The organism is Candidatus Parakkermansia intestinigallinarum, from assembly GCF_944389695.1.
GTDB lineage: Bacteria > Verrucomicrobiota > Verrucomicrobiia > Verrucomicrobiales > Akkermansiaceae > Akkermansia > Akkermansia intestinigallinarum.
The window spans coordinates 26834-49396 of record NZ_CALXNG010000016.1 but is presented as its reverse complement, the minus strand read 5'-3'; the positions used below and the strand labels follow the sequence as shown (position 1 = coordinate 49396).

The 22563-nt window shown below is 65.1% G+C and carries 15 protein-coding genes; 8 read left to right on the top strand and 7 right to left on the bottom strand.

From position 1 onward, the window contains the following. Positions 1–409 precede the first annotated feature (409 nt). A complete protein-coding gene (locus tag AC6UAL_RS06015) occupies positions 410–2044 on the top strand; it encodes a Ppx/GppA phosphatase family protein (RefSeq protein ID WP_500682465.1) in 1635 nt (544 codons plus the stop codon). Positions 2045–2199: 155 nt separating this feature from the next. Here the strand turns inward: AC6UAL_RS06015 and AC6UAL_RS06010 are convergent, their stop codons facing one another. Both AC6UAL_RS06010 and AC6UAL_RS06005 read right to left on the bottom strand, forming a co-directional pair. Next, positions 2200–4926: an MFS transporter gene (locus AC6UAL_RS06010; RefSeq protein WP_500682464.1), complete on the bottom strand. Its 2727-nt coding sequence runs from the start codon at positions 4924–4926 to the stop codon at positions 2200–2202. A gap of 56 nt (positions 4927–4982) precedes the next feature. Further along, positions 4983–5963 (bottom strand): Kelch repeat-containing protein, encoded by a 981-nt coding sequence (locus AC6UAL_RS06005; protein ID WP_500682463.1) that lies wholly within the window; start codon positions 5961–5963, stop codon positions 4983–4985. Between the two features lie 297 nt (positions 5964–6260). Here AC6UAL_RS06005 and AC6UAL_RS06000 point away from each other — a divergent pair, with 297 nt between their 5' ends. Next, the gene (locus tag AC6UAL_RS06000) at positions 6261–7058 is read left to right on the top strand and encodes an ankyrin repeat domain-containing protein (RefSeq protein WP_500682462.1); all 798 of its coding nucleotides are present in this window, start codon (positions 6261–6263) and stop codon (positions 7056–7058) included. A gap of 57 nt (positions 7059–7115) precedes the next feature. On the opposite strand, the gene AC6UAL_RS05995 is transcribed toward AC6UAL_RS06000, so the two are convergent. From AC6UAL_RS05995 to AC6UAL_RS05985, 3 genes are all read right to left on the bottom strand, one after another. Next, a complete protein-coding gene (locus tag AC6UAL_RS05995; protein WP_500682469.1) occupies positions 7116–9113 on the bottom strand; it encodes an ATP-dependent helicase in 1998 nt (665 codons plus the stop codon). Next, positions 9113–10555 carry an OmpA family protein gene (locus tag AC6UAL_RS05990; RefSeq protein WP_500682461.1) on the bottom strand — a complete coding sequence of 481 codons (1443 nt, stop codon included), beginning with the start codon at positions 10553–10555 and terminating at the stop codon, positions 9113–9115. Before AC6UAL_RS05990 ends, AC6UAL_RS05995 begins: the two co-directional genes overlap by 1 nt. 96 nt (positions 10556–10651) lie before the next feature. Beyond that, positions 10652–11536: a murein hydrolase activator EnvC family protein gene (locus tag AC6UAL_RS05985; protein WP_500682460.1), complete on the bottom strand. Its 885-nt coding sequence runs from the start codon at positions 11534–11536 to the stop codon at positions 10652–10654. 114 nt (positions 11537–11650) lie between these two features. Between AC6UAL_RS05985 and AC6UAL_RS05980 the strand changes: the two genes are divergently transcribed. The 3 genes from AC6UAL_RS05980 to AC6UAL_RS05970 all read left to right on the top strand — a co-directional run bounded on the left by AC6UAL_RS05980 (position 11651) and on the right by AC6UAL_RS05970 (position 16058). Continuing rightward, on the top strand, positions 11651–13144 hold the full coding sequence (locus AC6UAL_RS05980; protein ID WP_500682459.1) for a carbohydrate porin: 1494 nt from the start codon (positions 11651–11653) through the stop codon (positions 13142–13144). Between the two features lie 189 nt (positions 13145–13333). Then, entirely contained in the window at positions 13334–14821 is a 1488-nt protein-coding gene (locus tag AC6UAL_RS05975; protein ID WP_500682458.1) for a hypothetical protein, read from the top strand. 88 nt (positions 14822–14909) lie between these two features. Next, the gene (locus AC6UAL_RS05970) at positions 14910–16058 is read left to right on the top strand and encodes a hypothetical protein (RefSeq protein WP_500682457.1); all 1149 of its coding nucleotides are present in this window, start codon (positions 14910–14912) and stop codon (positions 16056–16058) included. Between the two features lie 235 nt (positions 16059–16293). On the opposite strand, the gene AC6UAL_RS05965 is transcribed toward AC6UAL_RS05970, so the two are convergent. Next, positions 16294–17208 carry an SDR family oxidoreductase gene (locus tag AC6UAL_RS05965; RefSeq protein ID WP_500682456.1) on the bottom strand — a complete coding sequence of 305 codons (915 nt, stop codon included), beginning with the start codon at positions 17206–17208 and terminating at the stop codon, positions 16294–16296. 226 nt (positions 17209–17434) lie between these two features. Here AC6UAL_RS05965 and AC6UAL_RS05960 point away from each other — a divergent pair, with 226 nt between their 5' ends. Continuing rightward, a complete protein-coding gene (locus AC6UAL_RS05960) occupies positions 17435–18844 on the top strand; it encodes an alanine/glycine:cation symporter family protein (RefSeq protein ID WP_500682468.1) in 1410 nt (469 codons plus the stop codon). A 1151-nt stretch (positions 18845–19995) separates the two neighbouring features. Then, positions 19996–20469 (top strand): MauE/DoxX family redox-associated membrane protein, encoded by a 474-nt coding sequence (locus tag AC6UAL_RS05955; RefSeq protein WP_500682455.1) that lies wholly within the window; start codon positions 19996–19998, stop codon positions 20467–20469. 230 nt (positions 20470–20699) lie between these two features. Here AC6UAL_RS05955 and AC6UAL_RS05950 read toward each other — a convergent pair whose 3' ends face one another. After that, the gene (locus AC6UAL_RS05950) at positions 20700–20969 is read right to left on the bottom strand and encodes a hypothetical protein (RefSeq protein ID WP_500682454.1); all 270 of its coding nucleotides are present in this window, start codon (positions 20967–20969) and stop codon (positions 20700–20702) included. Between the two features lie 274 nt (positions 20970–21243). On the opposite strand from AC6UAL_RS05950, the gene hisD reads away from it, so the two are divergent. Then, positions 21244–22539 (top strand): histidinol dehydrogenase, encoded by a 1296-nt coding sequence (gene hisD / locus AC6UAL_RS05945; protein WP_500682453.1) that lies wholly within the window; start codon positions 21244–21246, stop codon positions 22537–22539. Positions 22540–22563 lie beyond the last annotated feature (24 nt).

Genomic DNA, 22563 nt, shown 5'->3' with positions numbered 1-22563 from the left:
CTTCGGCACCGCTTAGGAGTCGGATGACCCATTTCCTGCTCATCCCACTGATTGATACTATGCGGTTTATAATCTTACTCCTATTTTTCCGTCCAACTTCGTTTCTGTAGCGGAACCGCGTTTCACGCATGAGCTGCACTAGTTCTTGCCTGCTAATCCTCAAAGCCATGAACGGATTATGGTGCGGATTTTTGTCCAGTCAACTGCGCATGTCCCTTTCTCGCTCGATTTATGGTGCGGATTTTTGTCCGTGTGCGGTCGGCGGGTCTGACGGAATTGCCGCTTGAATCGCCGTGTCGCCTGTCGTATAATGGCAGACGGGCTGCGGACGGAGGACGGCCGTGCCTTCCGCCGCCGTTCTTCCTTCCCCTTTCCCCCGCACACACCTTTTCAAGACGAGAGCTGAGAGATGAGCACGAAAAAGACCCAAGCGATGCAGGAGACGCCGCAGGAGGAGACTCAAGCGAAGGCTTCGGCCGCACGGCATTCGCGCACGGCGAAGCCTGCCCCGAAGCCCGCCGTGCAAGCCGTGATTTTCATCGGCGCGAGTTCGATTTCGATGATGGTGGCCGAGGACAGGCCCGAGGGCTTGCGCGTGCTCGACGTGCTCACGCAGCCTCTGGAGCTGGTGTATGATTTTTTCCTGTCGGGCAGCATTTCGCGAGATACGGCCGATCGCTGCGTGCAGGTGGTGCGCGGCTACAATGAGCTGCTCGATGAGTATCGGCGCGCGGGTGAGGTGACGGTGCGCCTCTTGGCCACCAACGTGTTGCTCGACGTCGAGGGCCTCGACCTCTTCGTCAACCGCCTTCAAATCTCGTGCGGCCTGCATCTCGAGGTGATGGACGACGGCGAGATGACGCGCCTCATCTACCTGCACATGCAGAGTATGCCCCGGAAGTATGAGGATTTGGTTCGCCGCCGCCTGCTGGTGCTGCACGTGGGGCCGGGCAACACGCGCCTGCTGCTCTGCGAGCGGGGGCGCATCACCTATTACGCCAACTATCGGCTCGGTGCGCATCGCACGAGTGCGGCTGTCGGGGCCGCGGATCCCGGCAGCCCCGAGAATGAGTATTTGCTGGTGCGCGAGCAGATTCGCAGCCTCGTTGAGCAGATGCGCCACGATGCCGAAGAGTCCGTCAGCGGCGAGCCCGAAGCCCTCGTTGTCTACGGCCCGGACTTTCACCGCCTGCACTCACCGCTCGTCGAGCAGGAGCGTATTTCTCTGCAAACCCTCGCGGAGCTGACGGATGAGGTGGCCGCCATGCCCCTCTCGCAGCGCATGGAGAAGTTCGGTGAGGATTACGCGACGGTGCGCGCCCTGCTGCCGACGATGGCGATCTACCTCGCTGTCGCCCGCGAGTTCTCGCCCCGCAGTATTCTGCTGCCGGCGGATGAGTATTCGCACGCGTTCCTGCGCAGCCTCATGCCTTCGCAGAGGGATACGCAGGGGCTGGAGGACGAGGTGATTCACTTCTCGGTGTTGCTGGCGGGGCGCTATCACGTGGATCGCGGGCACAGCCAGCAGGTGCGCCGCCTGAGCTGCTCGCTCTTCGACCAGCTTCAATCGCTCCACCGCCTCACGCGGCACGACCGTCTGCTGCTCAAGGTGGCGGCCATTCTGCACGAGGTCGGCACCTACGTGAGCTCGAAGCGCCACCACAAGCACAGCCAGTACATCATCCTCAACTCCGAGATTTTCGGCCTCTCGCGCCGCGATATTGAAATCGTCGGTCTGCTGGCCCGCTACCACCGCCGAGGCGAGCCCAACGAGGACGAGCGCTCCTACGCCGAGCTCGATCTCGATAACCGCCTGCGCGTCCAGAAGCTCGCGGCCATCCTGCGCGTGGCCGACGCCCTCGACCGCGCACACTGCCACCGCATCCCCGGCTTTACGGTGCGCTACGCCAACCGCCGCTTGGAGTTGCTGGTGCCGGGCGTGCACGATCTGACGCTGGAGAACCTCGCTCTGCGCAGCAAGGGGCAGCTCTTCACGGCCGTGTTCGGCTACGACGTGCTGCTGCTGACGGAGCGGGAGGCCTGAGGAGGTCGGCAGGCCGCCCGGGCTTCCTCCGGGCGGCGCCCGCCCCGCGCCGCTTTTCATGCCCAAGTTTCACCGCCTAAGTTTCACGCCAAAGCCCCCGCCGCTCGGCTGAGCGACGGGGGCTTTGCTTTCGCTGCGCCTGAGCCGCATGCGAATCAGGCCTTGTGTTTGGGCAGCATGAAGAAAAGCAGGCCGCAGAACACCATCATCACACCCGCCGTAGCCAGCGGCACGCTCAGAGCGATGTTCTCATCCATGAGCTTGCCGCCCAGCCATGAGACCAGAGCACCGGCGCCCACCGAGGTGAGATTGAGCAGGCCGTAGCCCGTGGCCGAGAAGCGCTCGTCGATGTGAGAGCGCAGCACCGGCATGAGCGTGGCGTCGAGAGAGCCCTGAGCCACGCCCTGCATCGAAACGAGGGCAAGCGTGACCGTCAGCCCCAGCGGAATCGCAATGCCGAGGCTCGGCGCCATGGCGAGGATGACACAGGGCCCCGCGATGCAGAAGCAGATGCCCGGCACATAGGCTCGCGCGTTGCGGTTGCGCAGGTACCAGCGGTCCGCAATGACGGCAGCGCCCAGCACCGCCGCGAACTTCGCGATGTTGATCCACGAGGTGGCCTGCGGGCCGGCTTCTGCCTCCGAGAGGCCGAACATGTCCTGCAGCAGGCGCGGGTACCAGTTCATCAGGAACCAGTTGGCGAAGCCCGCAAAGGCGTACATGATGAGCAGCATCGCCATCGCGCGCCCCGTGAAGAGGCTGCGCAGCACCTGCGCCATGCTGAAGTTGTTCGACGCAGCGGGCTTGAGTTCGGCTCCCTCGCTCGCCGCGGGTGCCGCTTCGCCGTCTTTGGCCGCCTCCGGATCGCGCAGGAAGATGACCACGATGATCGCGTAGGCCACGCCGATGAAGCCGAAGGCCTCGAAGGTCAGACGCCAGCCGAGCATGCAGGGCTCTCCGGCCATCATGGCGCCGTAGCCGGCGAGAATCTGGCCGGCGTAAATGCCGCTCATATGCAGCCCCGTTGCCATCGACCGAGTGCTGCCGCGGTGGTAGTCGGAGATGAGCGCGAGAGCCGCCGGGATGTAAAAGGCCTCACTGATACCCATGGCGGAACGGGCAATCAGCAGCTCTTCGTAGGTCTCCGCCTTGCCGGTCAGCCACGTCACCACTGACCAGACCACCAGAGAGCACATGATGATGAACTTGCGGCTGAAGCGATCAGCCAGATAGCCGCCCACCGGGCTGAGGGCCGCGTAGACGATGAGGAAGGCCGAGGTGACCTGACCGAACTGCGCCTGCGTCATCGCAATGCCGTTTTCGCCGCGCGTGATGGACGTGTTGAGCACGGCGAGCAGCTGGCGGTCGAAATAATTGAGCATCACCACCACCCAGAGCACGGCTACGGCGATCCAAGCCCATTTGCCGGGGCCCTTCGAGCTGTCGAACTTCGGCAGCGGCTTGGAGCGCAGTCCCTTGCGGAGAGCCAGCAGCAGGGCAATGACACCGAGGCCGATCGCCAGCCAAGGCGTGAGCAGCACGACGTTCTCAACGCTCTCGATATCGTCGCGGTGCACTTGTACGCGGTTGATGAGGGGGGTGCGTACGCCGGGTGCCGTCTCGCCTGAGATGACGAGCAGCTCCAGTGGAGATGCCTCGCCCAGTACGACGGCCGGTGCCGTCGCCACGCCCGTGCTCAGCTCGCCCGCCACCGACCAGCTGTCCGTTTCGGGGCGGTAAGCGTAAATTGTCCGGCTCTGCCCGGGGTGCTGCTCGGGCGCCTGCCCGGCCAGAGAGGCGCGGTAGTAGTCGCCCGGGTCGCCGCCGATGAGGTAGAGCTCGCCGAGCCCCGTCGGCATCGGCCCGGCGGCTCCGACGATGGTGGCCGGAGCGTCAGCGACGCGCTTCCATTGATCCTCCTCGGGGTCGTAGCAGAGGGTCTCGGACAGGTAGCTGCGCTCGGCGGCTCCGGCGGCATTCGCGTGCAGCGAGCATCCGCCCGTCAGGTAGATCTTGCCGCCGCAGCTGCCGGCCGTTGCCAGCATGCGCCCCTCGCCGGGAATCGGTGCGAGCTCTTTCCAGCCCTCCTTGGGCAGCGAGGGGTTGAACACGAAGCAGCGTCGGCTCGCACTCACGGCATCCGGCGACTCCTGCCCGCCGAAGACGTAAAGCTTGCCGCCCCGTTCGACAAAGGCTGCATAGGCGACGGGCACCGGCAGCTCGGGCAGCTCGGTGAACTGCCACTCGCGCTGCCCGTCGGTGCCGAGGCATTCCACCTTCGTGACCGTCTGGAGGTGCCCCTGCTCATTGCAGCCGCCCGCGACAATCATGCCCATGCTGATGCGGGCGGTGGCGGCGTAGCCGAGCGCGCGCGGCATCTTGCCGACGGAGAGCTGCTCCATGTTGCCGCTTTCGGCATCCGGGCGCGAGAAGAGATAGACCTCGTCGCTGAAGCGCTTGGCTCCGCGCTCTTCAGGCGTGCGGGCTCCCGGCTTCGCGTCGGGGAAGTTGGCGCCGCCCGCCGCCATCACGCCGATGTTCGTGCTTTCTGCGGCCATGCCGGCGCGTCCCAGCGGGTCGGGAATGGAGGCCGAGGGCTTCTGCTCGAGGCGCGGCAGCCCCTCTCGCGAGGCGGCGAGCGGGGCGGCGGCGGGCGACGGAGCAGCGGAGGCGGCGGAGGCGGCGGGCGATGCGGCGGTCGCCTCAGCCGGAGCGGCAGTGTCGGCCGGGGAAGGCGCGGCAACTTCCGGCGCCGCAGGTGCGGCCTCGGTACTTCCGATGGGGGCGGGAGCCGCTGCGTCCGCCTGCGCCGAGGCCTGCGGCGAGACGGCGGCAAGAAGCCCGAGAGAAGCGAGACAGAAGGAGAGTGTTCGGAACAGCATAGGTAAACTTGGGGTATGTGCGTGTTCAGGGTTCGAAAACAAAGCGGCGGCGGCCTTCAGAGACGGGCTCCCCAGACCTCGGGCGAGCGTTTGCCCGGGCGCTGTTCGCCGTTGACGATGACGGCCAGCCCGTTCCAAATCGTGCACGGCAGCACGGCGCGAGCCGCCGCCACCTCGCCCCCGTTGCTCCACTCATTCGTCGCTGGGTTGTAGAAGAGACTCTGGTTGTGGAAGCCGGGATGCTCGGCCGGAGCAAAGCCCTTGACCGTTGCATCATCACCGCCCAGCAGGCAGATGAGCCCGTGAATCACCGGAGCCGGCGTCGGTGCGGCAGCGCAGAAGTGCGGCAGGTAGGCGAGGCGCCGCCAGCCCGTTGCCTCGCTGTAGCTCCACGCCTCCGTGAGCATGTCGCGCTGCATGCGGCCGTCGTCGCCCTCTTTGAGGCCGATGCCGCCGAGCACGTAGATGGTCGAGCCCAGCGTCGCCATCTGAAACAGAAAGCGGCCGCGCCCCGGCAGGGCAGGGCCCTCGCTCCACGAATCGGCCTCGGGGTCGTAGATGTAAAGGTTGTTGCGGGCGTCCTGCTCCCCGGGCTGAAGACTGCCGCCGAACACGTAGACCTTGCCGCCCATCACCGCTGCGGCATGCCCCGTCAGCGGCACGGGCAGGGGAGCGAGCGGGCGGCAGCTCACATCGTCCTTCTCGTAGCTGAGCAGCAGGCAGTCGGCAAAGACGCCGTCCTGATTGCAGCCGCCGATGATCATCATGCCCTGCGGCAGATTCACCGAGGCACCGTAGCCCATGCGCTTGGGCAGGGGAGAGGCATCGCGCCAGCCCGAACTCTTCGGCAGCATCACGAAGAGGCGGTCCGTCCATCGCTTCAGCCCGCCCTCCCAGAGCGGCTTTTCGGGAAAGTTGGCGCCGCCCCCGACGATGAGAGCTCCGTTGCTGACGCCGGCATACGAACCGGCAAATCCCTCAGCGTCGGGCAGATCGGCCAGGCGCTTCCATTCCAGACTGCAATTGTGCGTGTGCATTTCAGTTAAAGCTATCACAGAGGCGCCTCGGCGTCAAACACAAAGTTCAGACCCGCCGCGCACGTATGCAAGCCCGCGCGGGGCGGATGCGGGGTGCGGGTTTTCGCGCGGAAGCGCAGCCGCTTCGCGCTCCTGCAAAGGCTCGTGCGAGCACGCGCGAGCGGCGAAAGACCGCCTGCGGCGGGCGGAGCCTGCCCGCGTTGCTCGCGGCTCCCGCAGGCTCTCGGCCGTGCAAATACCGCTGCGCGCGTCGGGTTTGGCTCGCCAAAGCGCGGGAGAATGTGTACAATAATCGCCATGAGCGATCTACAATGGAACAGTGTGCCGGTGGAGGACGAGGCGCGTCCGATGGTCAGCTTGGGTGAACTGCGCCGCATGGCGGAAGAGCTCGATCCCGAGGAGTTCGACGAGCCGGTGCAGGCTTTTCTCGACGAGCTCATGGTGACGCGCGATGTCGCCGAGCTGCACCACGCCGCCACCATGCTCCTGCAGGATGAAATCGACCTGGCGCCCGAGCTGGCCGAGATGGGGGTTGAGCCCGACGCTGCCCTCATCGAGTTGCTCATCGCCGCCGGTGCCGACCTCGATGCGCTCAATCCCTACGGGCGCCCGCCCCTGCATGTGGCGGCGGCCTACGGCTACGACGATATTGTCTCGATGCTGCTGACGGCCGGGGCTTCGCCGGCGGTGCGCGATCGCGAGGGACGCTACGCGGCCGACGTGGCGGCAAGCCCCGAGCTGGCCGCCCGCCTTGAACCGCCGCATCGCCGCCGCGCTGCCGAAGACGAGGGCGAGCCGCCTCTGCCGCCTGAAATTGAGGACGCCGACTACGACCCCGACCACGAATGCCTCTGCGGTGATCATGGTCGCATCGAGCACGCGTGCCGCTGCGGACACGAGCACGGCGCAGGCGAGCACGACTGCCGCTGCGGACACGAGCACGGCGCAGGCGAGCACGATTGCTGCTGCGGACACGAACACGGCGCAGGCGAGCACGACGGCTGCTGCGGACACGAGCACGGCGCAGGCGAGCACGATTGCTGCTGCGGACACGAACACGGCGCAGGCGAGCACGACGGCTGCTGCGGGCACTGAGCCCGTTGGCGGCGGGCACGACGGCTTGCTGCGGCCGCCGCAGGCGAGGGCAGGGGCTCAGCAGATCTCCCAGACCTCGTAGAGCTCGGGGGGCAGTGAGGTGAGGAAGCGCGAGGCGGGGCAATACTGGCGGTCGCCGCCTCGGCCGTTGTAGCGCGGGTAGCTGAGGTAGAGCTGATCTTCGGCGCGGGTCACCGCCACGTAAAAGAGGCGCGTCTCTTCCTCAAGAGCGTTGAGGTCTCCCGCTTCGAGCACGCGGCGGTTCGGGAACATGCCCTCGCCCAGAAAGACGACAAAAACCGCCTTCCACTCCAAGCCCTTGGCTTGGTGAATGGTGCTCAGCGTCACGCAGTCGTCATCCTCGGGCACCTCTTGATCCGCCTCGCTGAGCAGCGCCACCTGCGCGAGAAACTCATCGAGATTGCCCGAACTGTCGATGGTGCGCGACAACTGAGCCAGATCGTCCGCACGCTCCTCATAATTCTCGTAGGCGCTGTGCAGGTAGGGCGTCAGGTAGCTGACGACGAGGCCCACGAGCTCGGAGGGCGTCAGCGTGCCGCCCTGCGGGTGCAGGGAATCCATCAGCGAGAGAAAAGCCCCCCAGTGGGGCTTCAGCTTCGCCGAAACCCGGATGCCGCCGAACAGCTCGCTGTGCGGCACGGGGACGGACGTCTCGCCGGGGTGCTCGCGCTGCCGAAGCTCGAGCACCTCGAGCCAGGCCGCCAGCAACTTGGCAGCCGTCGCGTCGCCGACGCCGGGAAAAGTGCCGACGATGCGGCGGAAGGCGACTTCATCGCGCGGATTGACCAGCAGGCGCAAGAAGGAGACGACGTCTTTGACGTGCGCCTGCTCGAAGAAACGCAGCCCGCTGGTGATGCGGAAGGGGATGTGGCGGCGCGTCAGCTCCATCTGCGCGTCGAGGCTGTGGAAGTGCGCGCGGTAGAGCACGGCGATATCGCGCCCGGCCATGCCGCCGTCGAGAAGCTCGTCGATGCGGCGCGCGACAAAGGCGGCCTCGGTGCGGTTATCGGGTGCGGGGATGATGGCGGGCAGCATGCTGCCCGCGGCGCGAGCCGAGCGCAGCTCCTTGCGATACTGGCGGGTGTTTCCGGCGATGGCGCTGTTCGAGACGGCGAGAATCGCCGGCACGCTGCGGTAGTTCGTCTCGATGCGAAAGACCGAGGCATCGGGATAGCGCTGCCCGAAGCTGAGAATGTGCTGCACGTTCGCACCGCGCCACGAGTAAATGCTCTGCGCGTCATCGCCGACCACCATGAGCTGCGAATCGGGGCCGCCGGAGAGCAGGCGGATGATTTCCTCCTGCGGGGCATTCGTGTCCTGATACTCATCGACCAGAATGTGGCTGAAGCGCTGCCGAATCTGCTCGCGGATATCGGCGTGCTCGCGCAGCAGACGCAGCAGATTGAGCAACAGATCGTCAAAATCCATGCAGTTGCTCTGCCGCTTGCGCTCGGCATAGGCGTCAAAAATCTGCTCGATGGGCTCCGCCCAGCGTTCGAGATCGGGGTAATCCTCCGCCAGCACGTCGCGCCGATCGCGCTCGGTGTTGGCCGCGAGGCTGTGCAGACCGATGAGCAACTCGGCCTTCGGGAAGCGGCGGTCGCGGCCTTCGCGGGGGGCATGCTGCTTGACCAGCGAGCGCATCAGCGCCTTCTGATCATCGCTGTCCATGATCGTGAAGCCCGGGCGGTAGCCCAGCAGATCGGCGTGGCGGCGCAGCAGGCGGTTGGCAACCGCGTGAAAGGTGCCGCCCCAGAGCTGATCAGCGGGCTTGCCGGTAAGCTGCTCGACGCGCCGCAGCATCTCGCGTGCCGCCTTGTTGGTGAAGGTCAGCAGCAGAATGCGCCAAGGCGCCACCCCTTGGTCGAGCAGCCAAGCCACGCGGTACGTCAGCGTGCGCGTCTTGCCGCTGCCGGCTCCGGCAATGACCAGCGCGCGGCGGCAGTCCGTCGTCACGGCGGCATATTGCTGAGAGTTGAGCTCGGCCGCGTAGTCGCGCGAGCTGCGAGCGCTGAGCCCCATCTCGTAGCGCATCACTCGAAGTCCAGATAGATTTCGGCACGGCGGTTCTCACCGCGAATGTAGTCAATCTCCTCGACGCTGTCGCCCGCGCGGTACATGCGGCGCGGCTGGCTCTTGCCGAGACCCTCCGTGTCGATCTGCTCCGCCTTCACGCCGAAGGAGACCAAAGCCGCCTTCACCGCCTCGGCACGCTTGCGCGAGAGCTGGAGGTTGTAGGCCTGAGAGCCTACATCGTCGGTGTGGCCGGAAATCTTGAGCGTCCCCTGACTCTGCTTGAGCAGATCGGCGACAATCTGCAACTGGCGCATCGAGCGCGGCGTCAGCGTCGCCTCATTGAAGGCGAAGAAGAGCGCGAGAGAATCGCCTCCCTTCGGGTTCTTGACGATGGGGAAGTAGCGGCAGCCCTCCGCCGATGCCGTGTTCTCGTACTCGCTCAGCAGCGTGTCGAGCGACACATTCTTCACGCGCCAGCCCCCCTCGGTGCGGACGAGCTCCAGACCGATGTTGGCCGGCTTCGGGCTCTTCTCCGTCGTCAGGTAGACGAGGTAACCCGCGTTGGTTTCATTCTCAAAGGTGCCGCGAATGGGTAACTTGGTGCGCAGGCGGTAGTTGTCCTCTTCGAAAATCATGCAGATACCCGCCACCGTCGCGTACGAAATCTCGGAGCCCTCCACCATCTTCAGCGCGGCGGACATCTGCCCCGCCCGCAGCGCCTTCACAAAACACTCCGACGTCAGCAGAGCATCGGACTTGGGCGGCAGCTGTGCGCTGTCGGCCGAGGGCACAACGCGCACGGCGTCGATGAAGGTGCGGCCGTCGGCCGTCGTCACCACATCGACCAGAGCATCCTCCTGACCGCCCTCGGAGCGGAAGCGGTAGCGCGTCAGCTTGCTGCCGTCGGTGCGGCGCAGGTCGCCCACCTCCTCCTGCGAGGCATAGCGGTTGCGGCTCATCCAATCCCGAAGCGTCGCCTGAGCCTCGGGCTTGATCAGCCCCTGCGAGGCCAGCAGGTCGAGAGCCTCCGACCAGAGATCCATCTTGAGAGCCTCGCCGAGGTTCAGCGCCGCGCCGTGCTCCTTGCTGCGCGGCTTATCCGCCGGAGTCGGAATCACGACCTCATCGCTCGCGTCCGCGCCGTCGGGCGTCGGCGTCGGCTCTCCGTCGCCCGCCCCCTGATGCCCCGCGGCATCGTCAGGCGTCGTCACCGTATCGCCGCCGCCCGCAGGAGGCGTCGGTTGGACCGGCTCGTCCGGCTTGCCCGCCTGATCGTCCTTCCCGGCATCCGCGCTAGTCTCCTTTTGCGGGGTGTCAGCGCCTGCGTCAGCGCTCGGCGTCTCTGCGCTGCCCGTGTCGTCGTGAGCCGCCGTCGAACCGGCGATTTTGAACATGAGGAAGAGCCCCACGCTGATCGTAGCGAGGAGGGCAAGGAGAAACAGAATAATCTTGCGGTTCATGATGCGAATGAAAAAAGAGTGAGGCGTCCGTGAAAAAAGTCAGAGAAGAATGAAAAACTCGGAAAACATGCGGGTGAGGCTCAGGCTTGCGCGGCTTCAGAGGTAATCGGCGGGCGATACAATCAGCAGGTCGCCGCCGCCCTCCGCATCGCTCGCGGCAGCAGGCGAAGCCGCCGCATCGCTTTGCATGCGGAGAGCCTCGCGCAGGCGAATGTCGCGCAGTCTCCCGTAGGCATCCGGAAAGGCCGGAGCCGGGTACTCCCGCATAAGCTGAGCCGGATCGAGGCGATTCATCGTGCCGCGAGAACCGTAGCCCGGCATCCCGGCTTCGGTGCAGCGCGACTCGATCGCTTCAAAATGCAGGTGAGCGAGATAGCGGCCGTCGGCCGTTCCCATCGTGCCGAGCGAGTCACCGCGCGCCACCGCGCAGCCCGGCATTACCCCTTCCTCAATGCGATCGAGGTGGGCATAGAGCGTCTGAATGATGCGGTCGGAATCGGGCAAGCGGTGAGCCAGCACCACCACCTTTCCCCAGCCCTCCGACGGCGTTCCGGCGTAGACAACAAGCCCGCGAGCCGCCGCGCGAATCGGCGTGCCGAGATCGGTGTTGCTGCCGCCGATACCGTTGATATCCATACCCGTGTGCTGCCCGCCGCGCACCTCGTTCGGCGAGCCGAACGGCTGGGCATCGTAGGTCATGGCGCCGCCCGGCGTACCGCAGGGCCATTGAAAACCGTCCGCCTCGGGCGTGCGAGCCAGCTGCTCGGGCGTCAGCAGAATCAGCCCGCCGATGAGCTGCTCGGGAATCTGCTCCGGCGGAACATCCGCATCGTAGATCTGGCGATACGACCCGCTTCCCGCCGCCGTCGCCTCATCCTGCTCCGGCGTGCACGAACCCAGCCGGCTGAGGCCGATGATACCGGCACCCAGCAGAGCCAGAAAAAGCCATCGGGCCGGGCTGATGCGGAACTGACCTGCCATACGCGCCCCATTATAAAGACGGCCTGCCCCTCTGGCAAGCAAAATGCCGTGGGACTTTCTGTCAGCTGACTGTTATGACACGGAGCGCCTGCCCGGCGTGTCTCAGCCATAACCATGAAAACCGACACCTTAACTTGTATCCTTCTGGCGGGGCTGAGCTCTCTGCCGCTCCTCGCCGATGAAAGCGGTGAATACATCGACAGCGCCTTCGGTTGGAATCCCGCACCGCTCCCCCCGAACGACGTGCCGGGCAGCCTCAGCAAGACCCTTCCGGCGGAGCTGCAACACAGCCGCCGCCAGCCCGGCGTGCCCACCCCCGCCCTCATCCTCGGGCAGCTTCAACGCGACCTGAACAGCGACGACAAGAGCGGCCCCTGCCGCGGCTGGGTCTTTTTCCCCTCGAGCCCGCAGAAGTTCATGCCCTACCTCGACAGCATCTTCGTGCCCGGCAACACCTGCGCCGAGCCCTGCGCCCTCATCAGCGAAGACCCCTTCTCCACCTCGGCTCAATACGTCAAAACCGCCCTCTCGCGCGTCGGCCTGCAGTACAACCTGACCATCAGCGGCGACTACACCCACGTCCAGCCCCGGCCGGCACCCGGCCTTCGCCGCGCTTTCGGCAGCGTCAACACGAGCCTCTGGGGCAGCTGGTTTCTCGCCAAATCCTGCGACAACAGCTGCGGCATCTTCATGACTTATGAGGCGGACTGGGGCAAGGGCGTCAACTTCAATGAAACCCGCAGCAGCGCCCAAGACAGCATCGGCTCGCTGAGCAACCCGCAGGGCTGCCTGCGCGGCGGCAACGGCGCCTTCATCCCGAACCTCGCGCTAGGCGCCAGCCTCTTCGACGGCACGTTCGTCTTCCTCGTCGGCACCCTCGACGTCTCGAACTACCTCGACCAGAACGCCTACTCGGCCAGCTGGAGCGGCAACCTCATCAACCAGTCCTTCAACTACAACCCCTGCCTGCCCCTCCAGTGGGCCAACTTCGGCGTGCTGACGGCCTGGCAGCCCACCGAGCACTTCTACTGGCTCTACGCCGGCACCTCGGCCAACACCCCGGTCAACCACAATCCCTTCAACTACATCACCAGCGACAACTGGATTCACGTCAGTGAGATAGGCTTCATCTTCGACGACGTGTTCGGCATGGGTCCCGGCACCTACCGCCTCCAATACACCATCACCACCAACGACGGTCAGAACGGCTCGGGCGCCGCCCTCAACTTCCAGCAGCAGCTCGGACGCAACTCGCAGCTCGGCTTCTTCACCTGCTGCGGCCTCATGGATGATCAGGCCGCCGAGTTCACCGGCGTGCAGAGCGCCGTCACCGCCGGCTTCGTCCTCCAGGCCCCCTTCACCTCGCAGGGCTGGGGCAGCAAGAGCAACCACGACCAAGTCGCCCTCGGCTTCCTGTGGGAGCGCGCCGCCGACAGTGAAAAACCCTGCCGCTACGACAGCGAATACGGCGTAGAGCTGAGCGCCGTCGCGCAGATCACCCCGACCTTCTACCTGCAGCCCGACATCCAATACATCTTCAACCCCGTCCACAGCCCCGAGCGCTCGGGCGAATGGGTTTTCCAGATCCAAGGCGTCTTCGCCTTCTAAAGCCTCGCTCCCTCGCACAACAGGCTCGCGCCCGCCTCGATGATCGGGGCAGGGCGCAACACAACCCGGCAGCCCGCCTCGGCGGCTGCCGGGTTTCTTGCCTTGCGGCACCGCGTCAGCACCCGAAAAAAATTGACACCGCCGCCCCTGCGCCCTATGATAGGGACGAATCACTCGGAGCCCTTCACCATGAACAGCGAAAATACCGACAAAACCATGAGCAGCGAAGATGCCGAGAAAGCCGAGCCGAGCGAGACGGCCAGCACCCCGCCCGACTGCAGCTTCGTCTACCCCGGAGCCGGCCGCGACTACCGCCTGCACGCCCTCGGCGCCGTTGTCGCCGCCGCTTGCTTTCTTTTGCCGACGCCCTTTCCGTCTCCGCCGGACGGCGCCTACATCTTCCCCGGTGTCTTTTTGGCGCTTTTTCTGCTCGTCCTGCTCGGCTCGCTGCGCAACCGAAGCCTTCTGCTCGCCGTCCTGATGAGCCTCGCCCTCATCAACCTGCTCTTCGTCCTGTTTCTGAGCGTGGCGCCTTGCGCGCCGCCCCGCGCCGAAATCAACACATTCTCCCTCACGGTCACGAGATTCTGCGGCCTGTGCAGAGCCGTGCTGATGGCGTCACTCCCCGTCCTCTTCACCCGCATGATTGCCTGCGGACCGCGGAGCACGGCCCTGCCGCGCATCCTGCTCGCCGGCGGCAGCAGCGCCCTCGCCATCGCCTTGAGCGTGCATGTGTGGTACCCGTGGCGCATCGACGCAGCCGAGTCCTCCGCGACCCTGACACCGACGGGAGGCGGCTTCGCCGTACTCCTCGCCGCGCTGAGCCTCGCCGTGCTCGTCGTCGCCCTCCGCAAGCCGCAGTACGCCCCCGAATCGCAGCCCGCCGCTCAACCGCAGCCCGCACCCCGTCTCGCAGCTAAGCTGCAGTCGAGAAACGCCCTCCTGCCCGCGGCGTCGAAACGCCGCTTCCCCACCTTCATCTGCGCCCTCGGAGCGGTGCTCGCCTTCGCCGGCTACTTCATCGAGAGCGCCGCCGGCGCGAGCTACCCCGCCGTCTGCTGGATCATCACCGCCCTGGCCTCCGGCTTCCTGTGCATCATCGGCGTGACAAGACTGCTCCCCGTTGCCTCGAAGCTGCTGCCCGTCGTGCTCGCGCAGCTCGGCGGCTTGCTATTCTACTGCATCATGGGCGGCGCCGCCCGCATGTACACCCTGTTCATGCACCGGCCCCGCATCGACTCCTACACACTCTTCTTGCTGGACGCCTGCCCCGCCCTCGTCTGCCTCGCCCTCGCCCTCATCCTCTACCTGCGACCCGGCAAAAGCCCCCTCGTCCTCGGTTTCGGCCTAGTCTACCTCTTCTGCTTCCTCGTCCCCTCCATCCTCAGTATGGCGGAGGGCGTCAGCTTTTTCATCGGATCCCGCATCGCCATCGGCTTCCTCCTCGCCCTCGTCGCGGCTCTGTTCGTGCACTGCTATTCCTCCTACCCGCCGCGCCTCGCCTCGGCTCTCGTGCTGCCGCTGGGAATCGTATCACTGCTGCTGCTCTGGCTCAGCGTCGGCCTGCTCCTCTCCTCCCGGTGGCTTGAGTCGGGGGGAGTCGGCAGCCTGATCACGATTCTGCTCATCGCGCTCGGGCTTGCGGCCACGGGCCTCCTCCTGCTCCGGCGCGACTGACTGCGCCCGGCGGGCACACGGGCGCCCGCGCAGATTGACGGACTTGCCGCTTGCGCTTCCGCCGCCGCTGTGATAGGCTTACGGCAACATGAACACTCCCCACGCTCGCGATCTGACCCCCGTGCTGCCCCGCCGCGCCCGCTCGCTCATCTTCCTGATGAGCGCCCTGACGGGACTCGTCATCGCCGCCCTCTTCGGCATCGACCCCGCGCAGAACGGCCTGCTCCTCATCTGCCGCACCCCCGAGAGCCTCTGCATCGGCTTCATCGGCTGCGTGCTCACCTACCTCTGCCCTTGGCGCGCACTCGCCCTCATCGGCTCGGTCGCCCTCATCGCCCTGCAAGGACTCGCCCTGCTGCCCGAACCCACCGAAACACTCCTGACCACCGCCGCTTGCCTTGCCGCCCTCGCCGCCTTTAGCCTTGCGCCCATCGCCCTGGCCATCGTCGCCAAGGGAGGGCCGCGCCGCACGGCGCTGCGCCGCTTCGGGCTCGGGCTCTCGCTCGCCCTGCTCACCGCCCTCGTCGTCAGCCTGCCGCTGCGCTACACGCCGCCTGAAGTGCAGCACGGCGTCCTGGCCGCCCTGGCCCTGCTCGGCGGCGTCGGCCTGCTGCGCGTCCGCATGAGCGAGAGCGAGCTCGGCGAGCTCGCCGAAGACAGCGATCTGCCCCAAGGCGGCTTCTACGCCCTCCGCACAGGCCGCCGCCTCCTCGGCCTCCTCATCGCCATCGGCTCGGGCTTCATCTGCGGTTGCCTCTACCTCATCAGCATGGCTTGCGCGGCCGACTCGCTCGACACCTACTTCATCAGCGCCGAACTGCTCATCGGCTTGGGCATGGTGCTCTGCACCATCGGCTGCACCTCGCAACTGCGCCGCCGCAGCGCCTTCTTCACCGCGATGCGCCTAGCCGTCGCCCTGCTCGCCATCGCGCTCATCCTGCTGACGGCACCCGAACTGCTCAGCGGCGATCTCGCCGTCGCCTGCTCGGCCTGTCTGTTGCTCGGCGGCATTGTCGGCGGGCTCGTCCTCTTCGTCTTCGGCACGGCGCTCTCCGTCGAGCGCGGCGCCCACGCCCGCGACTGCGCCGTCCTGCTGCTGATGGCCTTCATCGGCGGCGCCTGCGGCGCCTGCACCCTCGCGTACGGCATCACGGCGATGCTCATCACTTGGGCCGTCGTCGGCGCCCTCACCGTCGCCTACGCCTTCCTCTGCCTGCGCGGGGAAGCTGAGCGCTGACGGCCGCTGACGCGCTCGGAAGAGAGCCGCGCACGCCGGCTCCCGTTTGACTTGCCCCCCCGGTTTCGGATGATCCCCGGAACCGGGGCTTTCTTTGCCCCGCACCTTGCCCCGCGCTCCCGAAGAGCGCGACTAAAGGGCAACGGCCCCCGCTGCGCTCACGGGGCAGCGAGGGCTGCGGTCACGGGGGCAGCGAGGGCTGCGGTCACGGGGGCAGCGAGGGCTCCCGCTGCGCTCAGAGAGCGCCGACCGCGCGCAGATAACGCTCAGTCACGCGCCGCAGGCAGAGCTGAGCCTCCGGCAGCACGGGGGCCCCCGGCAGGCGGCTCAGGCGCGCCGCGAGGCGGGCATTGCTCATCGCCGTGTGCCGCGGTCTCGCGTCGCGGAAGAAGCTCGCCTCATCCAGCCGCTGCTCGCGCAACTCGGGCATCGAGGGCAGGGCACCCAGCTCCACCGCGCAGCGCAGAGCCGCCGAGGCGCAGCCGTGCCAGCTCATCGGCTCGCCGCCGCTGCACAGCTGCACCACGCCCGCCGTGCGATCGCCCTCCGGCTCCTGCAAGAGAGCCGCCAGCGCCGCGGCAATATCGCGCGCGTCCGTCGGCAGCGAAAACTTGTCCGCAATCGCCGCCAGAGGCTGAGCCGCGAGCGCCTTGGCCAGCGTCGACTCGACGAAAGACGGCTTTTGCGGATTGCCGCAGATCCACGACACCCGCACCACCAGCGCCTCGGGCAGCGCCTCCAGCACCTCCAGCTCACCCTCCCGCTTGCTTTCGCCGTACACATTGATCGGCCGGCATTTCGCCGACTCATCCTTCAACCCGGCGCGGCGCCCGTCGAGCACGTAGTCCGTCGACAGATGAATCAGGCGTGCGCCCGTGTGGCGGCAGGCCAGAGCCATGGCAGCCGGAGCCATCGCGTTGACGCCGTGAGCGGTGAGCGGGTCGTCGAGGCAGGTCTCCGGCCCGCTGATGGCCGCAGCATTCACCACCGCCTCGGCACCACAGCCCAGCACCAGCCGCGACACCGCCGCCGCATCGCGCAAATCACAGTCCCCGTGTGCCGGAGCGAGCAGCTCATGCCCCGCCTCGCTCAGCCACTCACCCAACACCCGGCCGCAGCGGCCCGTGCCGCCAAAGAGCAGAATCTTCATAGCCCTCAGTATAAAACAAGAAGCGCACAAGGCAAGAAAAAGCAGCTCCGCCGATGCAGGAAGACCCGCCGCAGCACCTCCGCCTGCACCCGCCTGTACCCGCCTGTACTGCGCCTGTACTGCGCCCCGAATTCGCGCCCTCCGGCGGGGATCATCTCGGACTCGCGGCTTGACAGCGCGGGGCTTCGGGTGTACAGTCCTCTGCTCTCATTACCGCCCTTCCATGTTGCAACTCATTGAAGAAAGTCTGAGCGCGGCCAGCGGCTTCCTCTGGGGCTACATCCTGCTCTTCTGCCTGCTGGGCACGCACCTCTACCTCACCGTCATCCTGCGCTGCCCGCAGCGCTACTTCTTCACCGCCCTCAAGCTCTATTTTGCCCGCGGCAACAAGAGCGAAGGGCATATCTCCCACTTTTCATCGCTGATGATTTCTCTGGCGGCCAACGTCGGCACCGGCAACATCATCGGCGTGGCCGTCGCCGTCACCACGGGCGGCCCCGGAGCCGTCTTCTGGTGCATGCTCACCGGGTTGCTCGGCATGTCGACCCGCTACGCCGAAAGCCTGCTGGCCATCCGCTACCGCGTGCGCGATGAAAAAGGCAACATCGTCGGCGGCCCCATGTACGCCATTGAGCGCGGCATGAAGTGCAAGTGGCTCGGCGTCACCTTCGCCGTGCTGACCGCCATCGCCGCCTTCGGCATCGGCAACATCACGCAGAGCAACGCCGTCGCGCGCGTGGTTGAGGAATCCTCGCTCGGCTTCCCGGCCTGGGGAACCGGCCTCGTGCTCGCCCTGCTCGTCGCCGGCGTGCTGCTGGGCGGCCTCAAGGGAATTTCGCGCGTCTGCTCGGCCTGCGTCCCCGCCATGGCTCTCATTTACATGGCCGGATGCGCTCTGCTGCTCATCGCCAACGCGGACTACATCCTGCCCGCCATCGCCCGCATCATGGACAGCGCCTTCACCGAGCAGGCCGCCGGCGGCGGCTTCATCGGCTCGACCCTCATGCTCGCCATGCAGACCGGCTGCAAGCGCGGCCTCTTCTCCAACGAATCGGGCATGGGCTCATCGCCCATCGTCTCGGCTCCCGTCCGCACCCCCAACGCCGTGCAGCAGGCCCTCGTCGCCTCCACCGGCCCCTTCTGGGACACCGTCGTCATCTGCACGCTCACCGGCATCACCCTCACCGTGGCCGTCATGGCGCATCCCCAAGTCGATTCGGAGGCGGGAGAGGTGCTCACCTATCACGCCTTCGCCAGCATCGGCAGCATCGGCAGCCTGTTGCTCACCGTCAGCCTGACGACCTTCGTCGTCTCGACCCTGCTGGGCTGGTCCTACTTCGGGGAACGCGCCCTGCAATACCTCGGCGGCATCAAGCTCATCACCCCCTACCGCATGCTCTGGGTGCTCATGACCTTCGTGGGCTGCATCGTGCCGCGCAGCGCACTGGTGTGGGACTTCGCCGATGTCGCCAACGGCCTCATGGCGCTGCCGAACCTCATCAGCCTGTTCGCCCTCAGCGGCACGCTCGTGCTCTATACCCGCCACTACCTCTGGGAGAATCGCCTCTACAAGGTGGACGAATTTTCAATCCCGACTTCTCAAGAGCCTGACAAAGAGCCCTTAAAAGAGAGCTGAAAAATAACTGCGTTGCAGGGCTCAAAAATTTTGAACATTCGGCGGGTTGAATGGTCTCTGATTTGACTGTTCTCCCGCTGTCGGAAAGGAGAGAGTTCCGACGGCTCTTGCAAGGGAGGATTGAGTTTCATAGGTATCAAGTTGGAGCCGCCGCCGGGGTAACTCGGCGGCGGCTTTTGCTTGCCGAGAGGCGTTATCGAGTCGCCCGAGCAGTGGCTGCTCTGCGTGTCCGGAGTCTTGCAATATCCTGATGGTGAGTTAATCATGACCGCTCCGCTTCCGTCGCGCCCGCGAGCTGAGGCGGACAAAAAGCTTTCTTTGAACATTTCGGCGTCTCGGGTGTCAGTCTTGAGACGGTTCTTCCGATCATGGGTGAAGGAGAGAGCACCGATGGTCATGAGAAGGGAGGATCGAGTTTCATAGGTAGCAAGTTGGAGCCGCCGTCGGGTAGACCCGGCGGCGGCTTTTTGTCCTCTTCCCGCTCTGAGCTATCAATACTTGCCTTTCAGAAGGGTATGAGATCGAATATAAGCGAATTGAGTGATTTATGGATTCCTTTGGCTTTCCGAATTTTTATATATCTATCTGAAAAATGAAAAAATCTGCCTGTTTATTTTGAACATTTCGGCATCTGCGGTGTCACAACTGCAACGGTTCTTCCGACCTTCGGTGAAGGAGAGAGCACTGTGGGTCGCGAGAAGGAAGGATCGAGTTTCATAGGTAGTAAGTTGGAGTCGCCGCCGGGTTCGCCCGGCGGCGGCTTGCTTTATGGGAGCGGCGGGATTTTCGTTAAAACATATCCTGAAGAGGGGTAGGAATACGATGCGTTTGCTTATCAGATGTAAAGGCTCGATGCGAATGGTGGCGGGGCGTTTTTTTCATCTGAAGTTGAGCTCGGAGAAAAATTCATTTTTTTTTGAACATTTGTGCGAGCCTTGTGTCTTACCCGTAACGGTTCTTCCGGTGCGCAGTGAAGGAGAGAGCGCCGCGCACCAAGAGAAGGGAGGATCGTGTTTCATAGGTAGTAAGTTGGAGTCGCCGTCGGGGAATTGATCCTCGGCGGCGGCTTCGCTTTGCGGCACGCGGTGTCCGTGCGGCATGGGACAGACTTTCCTCTTGCAGCCGTGACGCTGCTACGCTACAATGCTCGCATGAAGAAGGGCGTGAGCTTCAACTCTTTTCTGCTGGCTTTGCTGCGCATCGGCATGGGCCTCTTTTTTCTGTACACGGCCGTCATGAAGGTCGGCGATTTGGGCGAAACGGCGCAGTTCCTGACGCGCAGCCGACTGCTGCCGGAGGCTTTTTCGATGCCCTTGGCCTGCCTCGGGCTGTCGATGGAATTCGTGGTGGGTATCTGCCTGCTTCTGCGCTTTCGCTACAAGGGGGCGAGTCTCTGGGGCGTGGTGATGACGTCGGTTTTTCTCGTGCTCTACGCTCAGGCTTGGGCGCGGGGGCTTGAGCTGAGCTGCAACTGCATGGGCTCGTCGCACGAGATTGTCAATTACCCGCTCGACACGGGGGTGCGGATGTTGTTGCTGGGCGCGATGCTCTTGCTCTTCTGGGATGCCTGCTACCGCGAGCAGATGGATCAGGAGACGCGCCGACTGGATTTCTCGGAGCTCTGAGCCGACGAGGAAGGGGGCGGCTCACCCGGGCTCGGCAGGCGGGGGCGGCACGGTTGCGCCGCCCGCCCGCTTTTCTCATCGGGCCTCAGGGCGCGGAGAGCTTGCCCGTCGGTTTGCCGCGAGCCTGCTCCCGGCGCAAAAGAACAGAGGCGCACACGGAGAGCTGAGAACGTGTGCGCCTCGGAGGACGGCCGAAGCCGACCGGTCTTGGGGGAAAGCAGTAAGTTGTCTTATTTGTTGCCGGCAGACTTGCGCGGCTTGGCGTAACGCTCCTGATAGATGGGGAGCACCTCGCGCGCAGGAGCCTCCTTGAGCTTGTTGATGATTTCGTCACGGAGCTGTCGTGCCGCAGCAAGGGAGCCTTCTTCACCGCCGAATGCGTGATCGGCAAAGTATTTGGTGAACATAAGTCCCTGTCTGCTGATGCATACACGCCAGCCTTGGAACGAAGTCTTCTCGCGCGTGTAGCGCGTCAGATTTTTCATGTCAGGATTGCTCATGATGTGTGGAACGTTGTTAATGTCAGATGACGCAGGGATGATAATCGATTCAGTTATGGTAATCAAGCAAAATTTATAAAAAGCTGAATTTTTCTCCCCGGGGCATCTTTTGGTGATGTTAATTCGAGGCTATTGAATGTCAGTGTTTTGTGTAAAGATTGTTTTCGTGTTTGAGTCGAATGCGAGGAGGGTGAAGGGGGCTGAAGGGGGCGTTGAAAAGCCGTGTTTCAGTTCGATTGACAGGGGGCGGAAGAGTTGCTATAATCCGCCCGCAATGAAAACCTACCGTAAGAGTGATGTCGGTTATGCCGGGGCGGTGGCGGCGATGAATCGCCGCGCGATTCCCGCAACGAGTGTGCAGGAGGCTGTTGCTTCGATTGTGGACATGGTGGCGACGGGGGGCGATGCGGCTCTCTGCGACTGCGCCCGCCGCTTTGACCATGTGGAGCTGCATCCGGCTGACCTGCGCGTTACGGAGGCGGAGATGGCGGAGGCTCGCGCGGCCGTGCCGGCGGATGTGAAGGAGGCGCTTGCCGCGAGTCTGGCCAATATTGAGTATTTTTCCCGGCAGAGCATGCGCCGCGACTGGACGGGCGTGAATGCGCAGGGCTGCGAGGTGGGGGAGCGTTTCGTGCCCTTTGACCGCGTGGGCATCTACGTGCCGGGCGGCAAGGCTCCGCTGGTGTCGACGGCGCTGATGACGGGCGGGTTTGCGAAGGCGGTGGGTGTGCCCGAGATTGTGGCGATGACTCCCTGCGGGCCGGACGGCAAGGTGAATCCGGCGGTTCTGGTGGCTCTGGAGACGGTGGGCGCGACGGAGATTTACCGCATCGGCGGCGCTCAGGCCATTGCGGCTCTCGCCTTGGGAACGGAGTCGATTCGCCCGGTGCAGAAGATTTTCGGCCCCGGTAACCGCTTTGTGGTGGAGGCCAAGCGGCAGTTGCTCGGGGCTGTGGCCATCGACCTGCTGCCCGGTCCCAGCGAGGTGATGGTGCTGGCGGATGAGTCGGCGCATCCGGTTTACGTGGCGGCGGATTTGCTGGCGCAGGCCGAGCACGGCGGGGACAGTGTCATTGCCTTGGTGACGACGAGTGAGTCTCTGCTGGAGCAGGTCGAGGCCGAAATCGCGCGTCAGGTCACGCAGCTCAGTCGCTCTCAATACCTCAGCGAGGTGCTGGCGCAGCGGGCGACCTGCCTGCTGGTGGATTCGCTCGAGGAGGGAGCCGATATCGTCAACTCTTTTGCGCCCGAGCACTTGGTGCTGGTGGTGCGCCCGGAGCTTGAGAATGATCTGCTGTCCCGCATCCGCACGGCCGGGGCGATTTATGCCGGTACGTACGCGACGGTGGCCTGCGGCGACTTCCTCGCCGGGCCGAGCCACACGCTGCCGACGGGGGGCTCGGGTAAGTCCTTTTCGGGTATTCGAGCCGACCAGTTCCAGCGCCGCACGAGCATCGTGCGCATGACGCGCGAGGCGGCCGCGGCTTCGCTGCCCTACGTGCAGGTGTTTGCCCGAGTCGAGGGGCTCGATGCCCACGGGGAATCGCTGCGCGTGCGCACGCAGGACTGAGAGCCAGCGCGCTCTCCCTGCCTG

Excerpts from the sequence above, each read along its gene's own strand:
- AC6UAL_RS06015 (WP_500682465.1), top strand. The coding sequence starts at position 410 with ATGAGCACGAAAAAGACCCAAGCGATGCAGGAGACGCCGCAGGAGGAG.
- AC6UAL_RS06010 (WP_500682464.1), bottom strand. The coding sequence starts at position 4,926 with ATGCTGTTCCGAACACTCTCCTTCTGTCTCGCTTCTCTCGGGCTTCTT.
- AC6UAL_RS06005 (WP_500682463.1), bottom strand. The coding sequence starts at position 5,963 with ATGCACACGCACAATTGCAGTCTGGAATGGAAGCGCCTGGCCGATCTG.
- AC6UAL_RS06000 (WP_500682462.1), top strand. The coding sequence starts at position 6,261 with ATGAGCGATCTACAATGGAACAGTGTGCCGGTGGAGGACGAGGCGCGT.
- AC6UAL_RS05995 (WP_500682469.1), bottom strand. The coding sequence starts at position 9,113 with ATGCGCTACGAGATGGGGCTCAGCGCTCGCAGCTCGCGCGACTACGCG.
- AC6UAL_RS05990 (WP_500682461.1), bottom strand. The coding sequence starts at position 10,555 with ATGAACCGCAAGATTATTCTGTTTCTCCTTGCCCTCCTCGCTACGATC.
- AC6UAL_RS05985 (WP_500682460.1), bottom strand. The coding sequence starts at position 11,536 with ATGGCAGGTCAGTTCCGCATCAGCCCGGCCCGATGGCTTTTTCTGGCT.
- AC6UAL_RS05980 (WP_500682459.1), top strand. The coding sequence starts at position 11,651 with ATGAAAACCGACACCTTAACTTGTATCCTTCTGGCGGGGCTGAGCTCT.
- AC6UAL_RS05975 (WP_500682458.1), top strand. The coding sequence starts at position 13,334 with ATGAACAGCGAAAATACCGACAAAACCATGAGCAGCGAAGATGCCGAG.
- AC6UAL_RS05970 (WP_500682457.1), top strand. The coding sequence starts at position 14,910 with ATGAACACTCCCCACGCTCGCGATCTGACCCCCGTGCTGCCCCGCCGC.
- AC6UAL_RS05965 (WP_500682456.1), bottom strand. The coding sequence starts at position 17,208 with ATGAAGATTCTGCTCTTTGGCGGCACGGGCCGCTGCGGCCGGGTGTTG.
- AC6UAL_RS05955 (WP_500682455.1), top strand. The coding sequence starts at position 19,996 with ATGAAGAAGGGCGTGAGCTTCAACTCTTTTCTGCTGGCTTTGCTGCGC.
- AC6UAL_RS05950 (WP_500682454.1), bottom strand. The coding sequence starts at position 20,969 with ATGAGCAATCCTGACATGAAAAATCTGACGCGCTACACGCGCGAGAAG.
- hisD (WP_500682453.1), top strand. The coding sequence starts at position 21,244 with ATGAAAACCTACCGTAAGAGTGATGTCGGTTATGCCGGGGCGGTGGCG.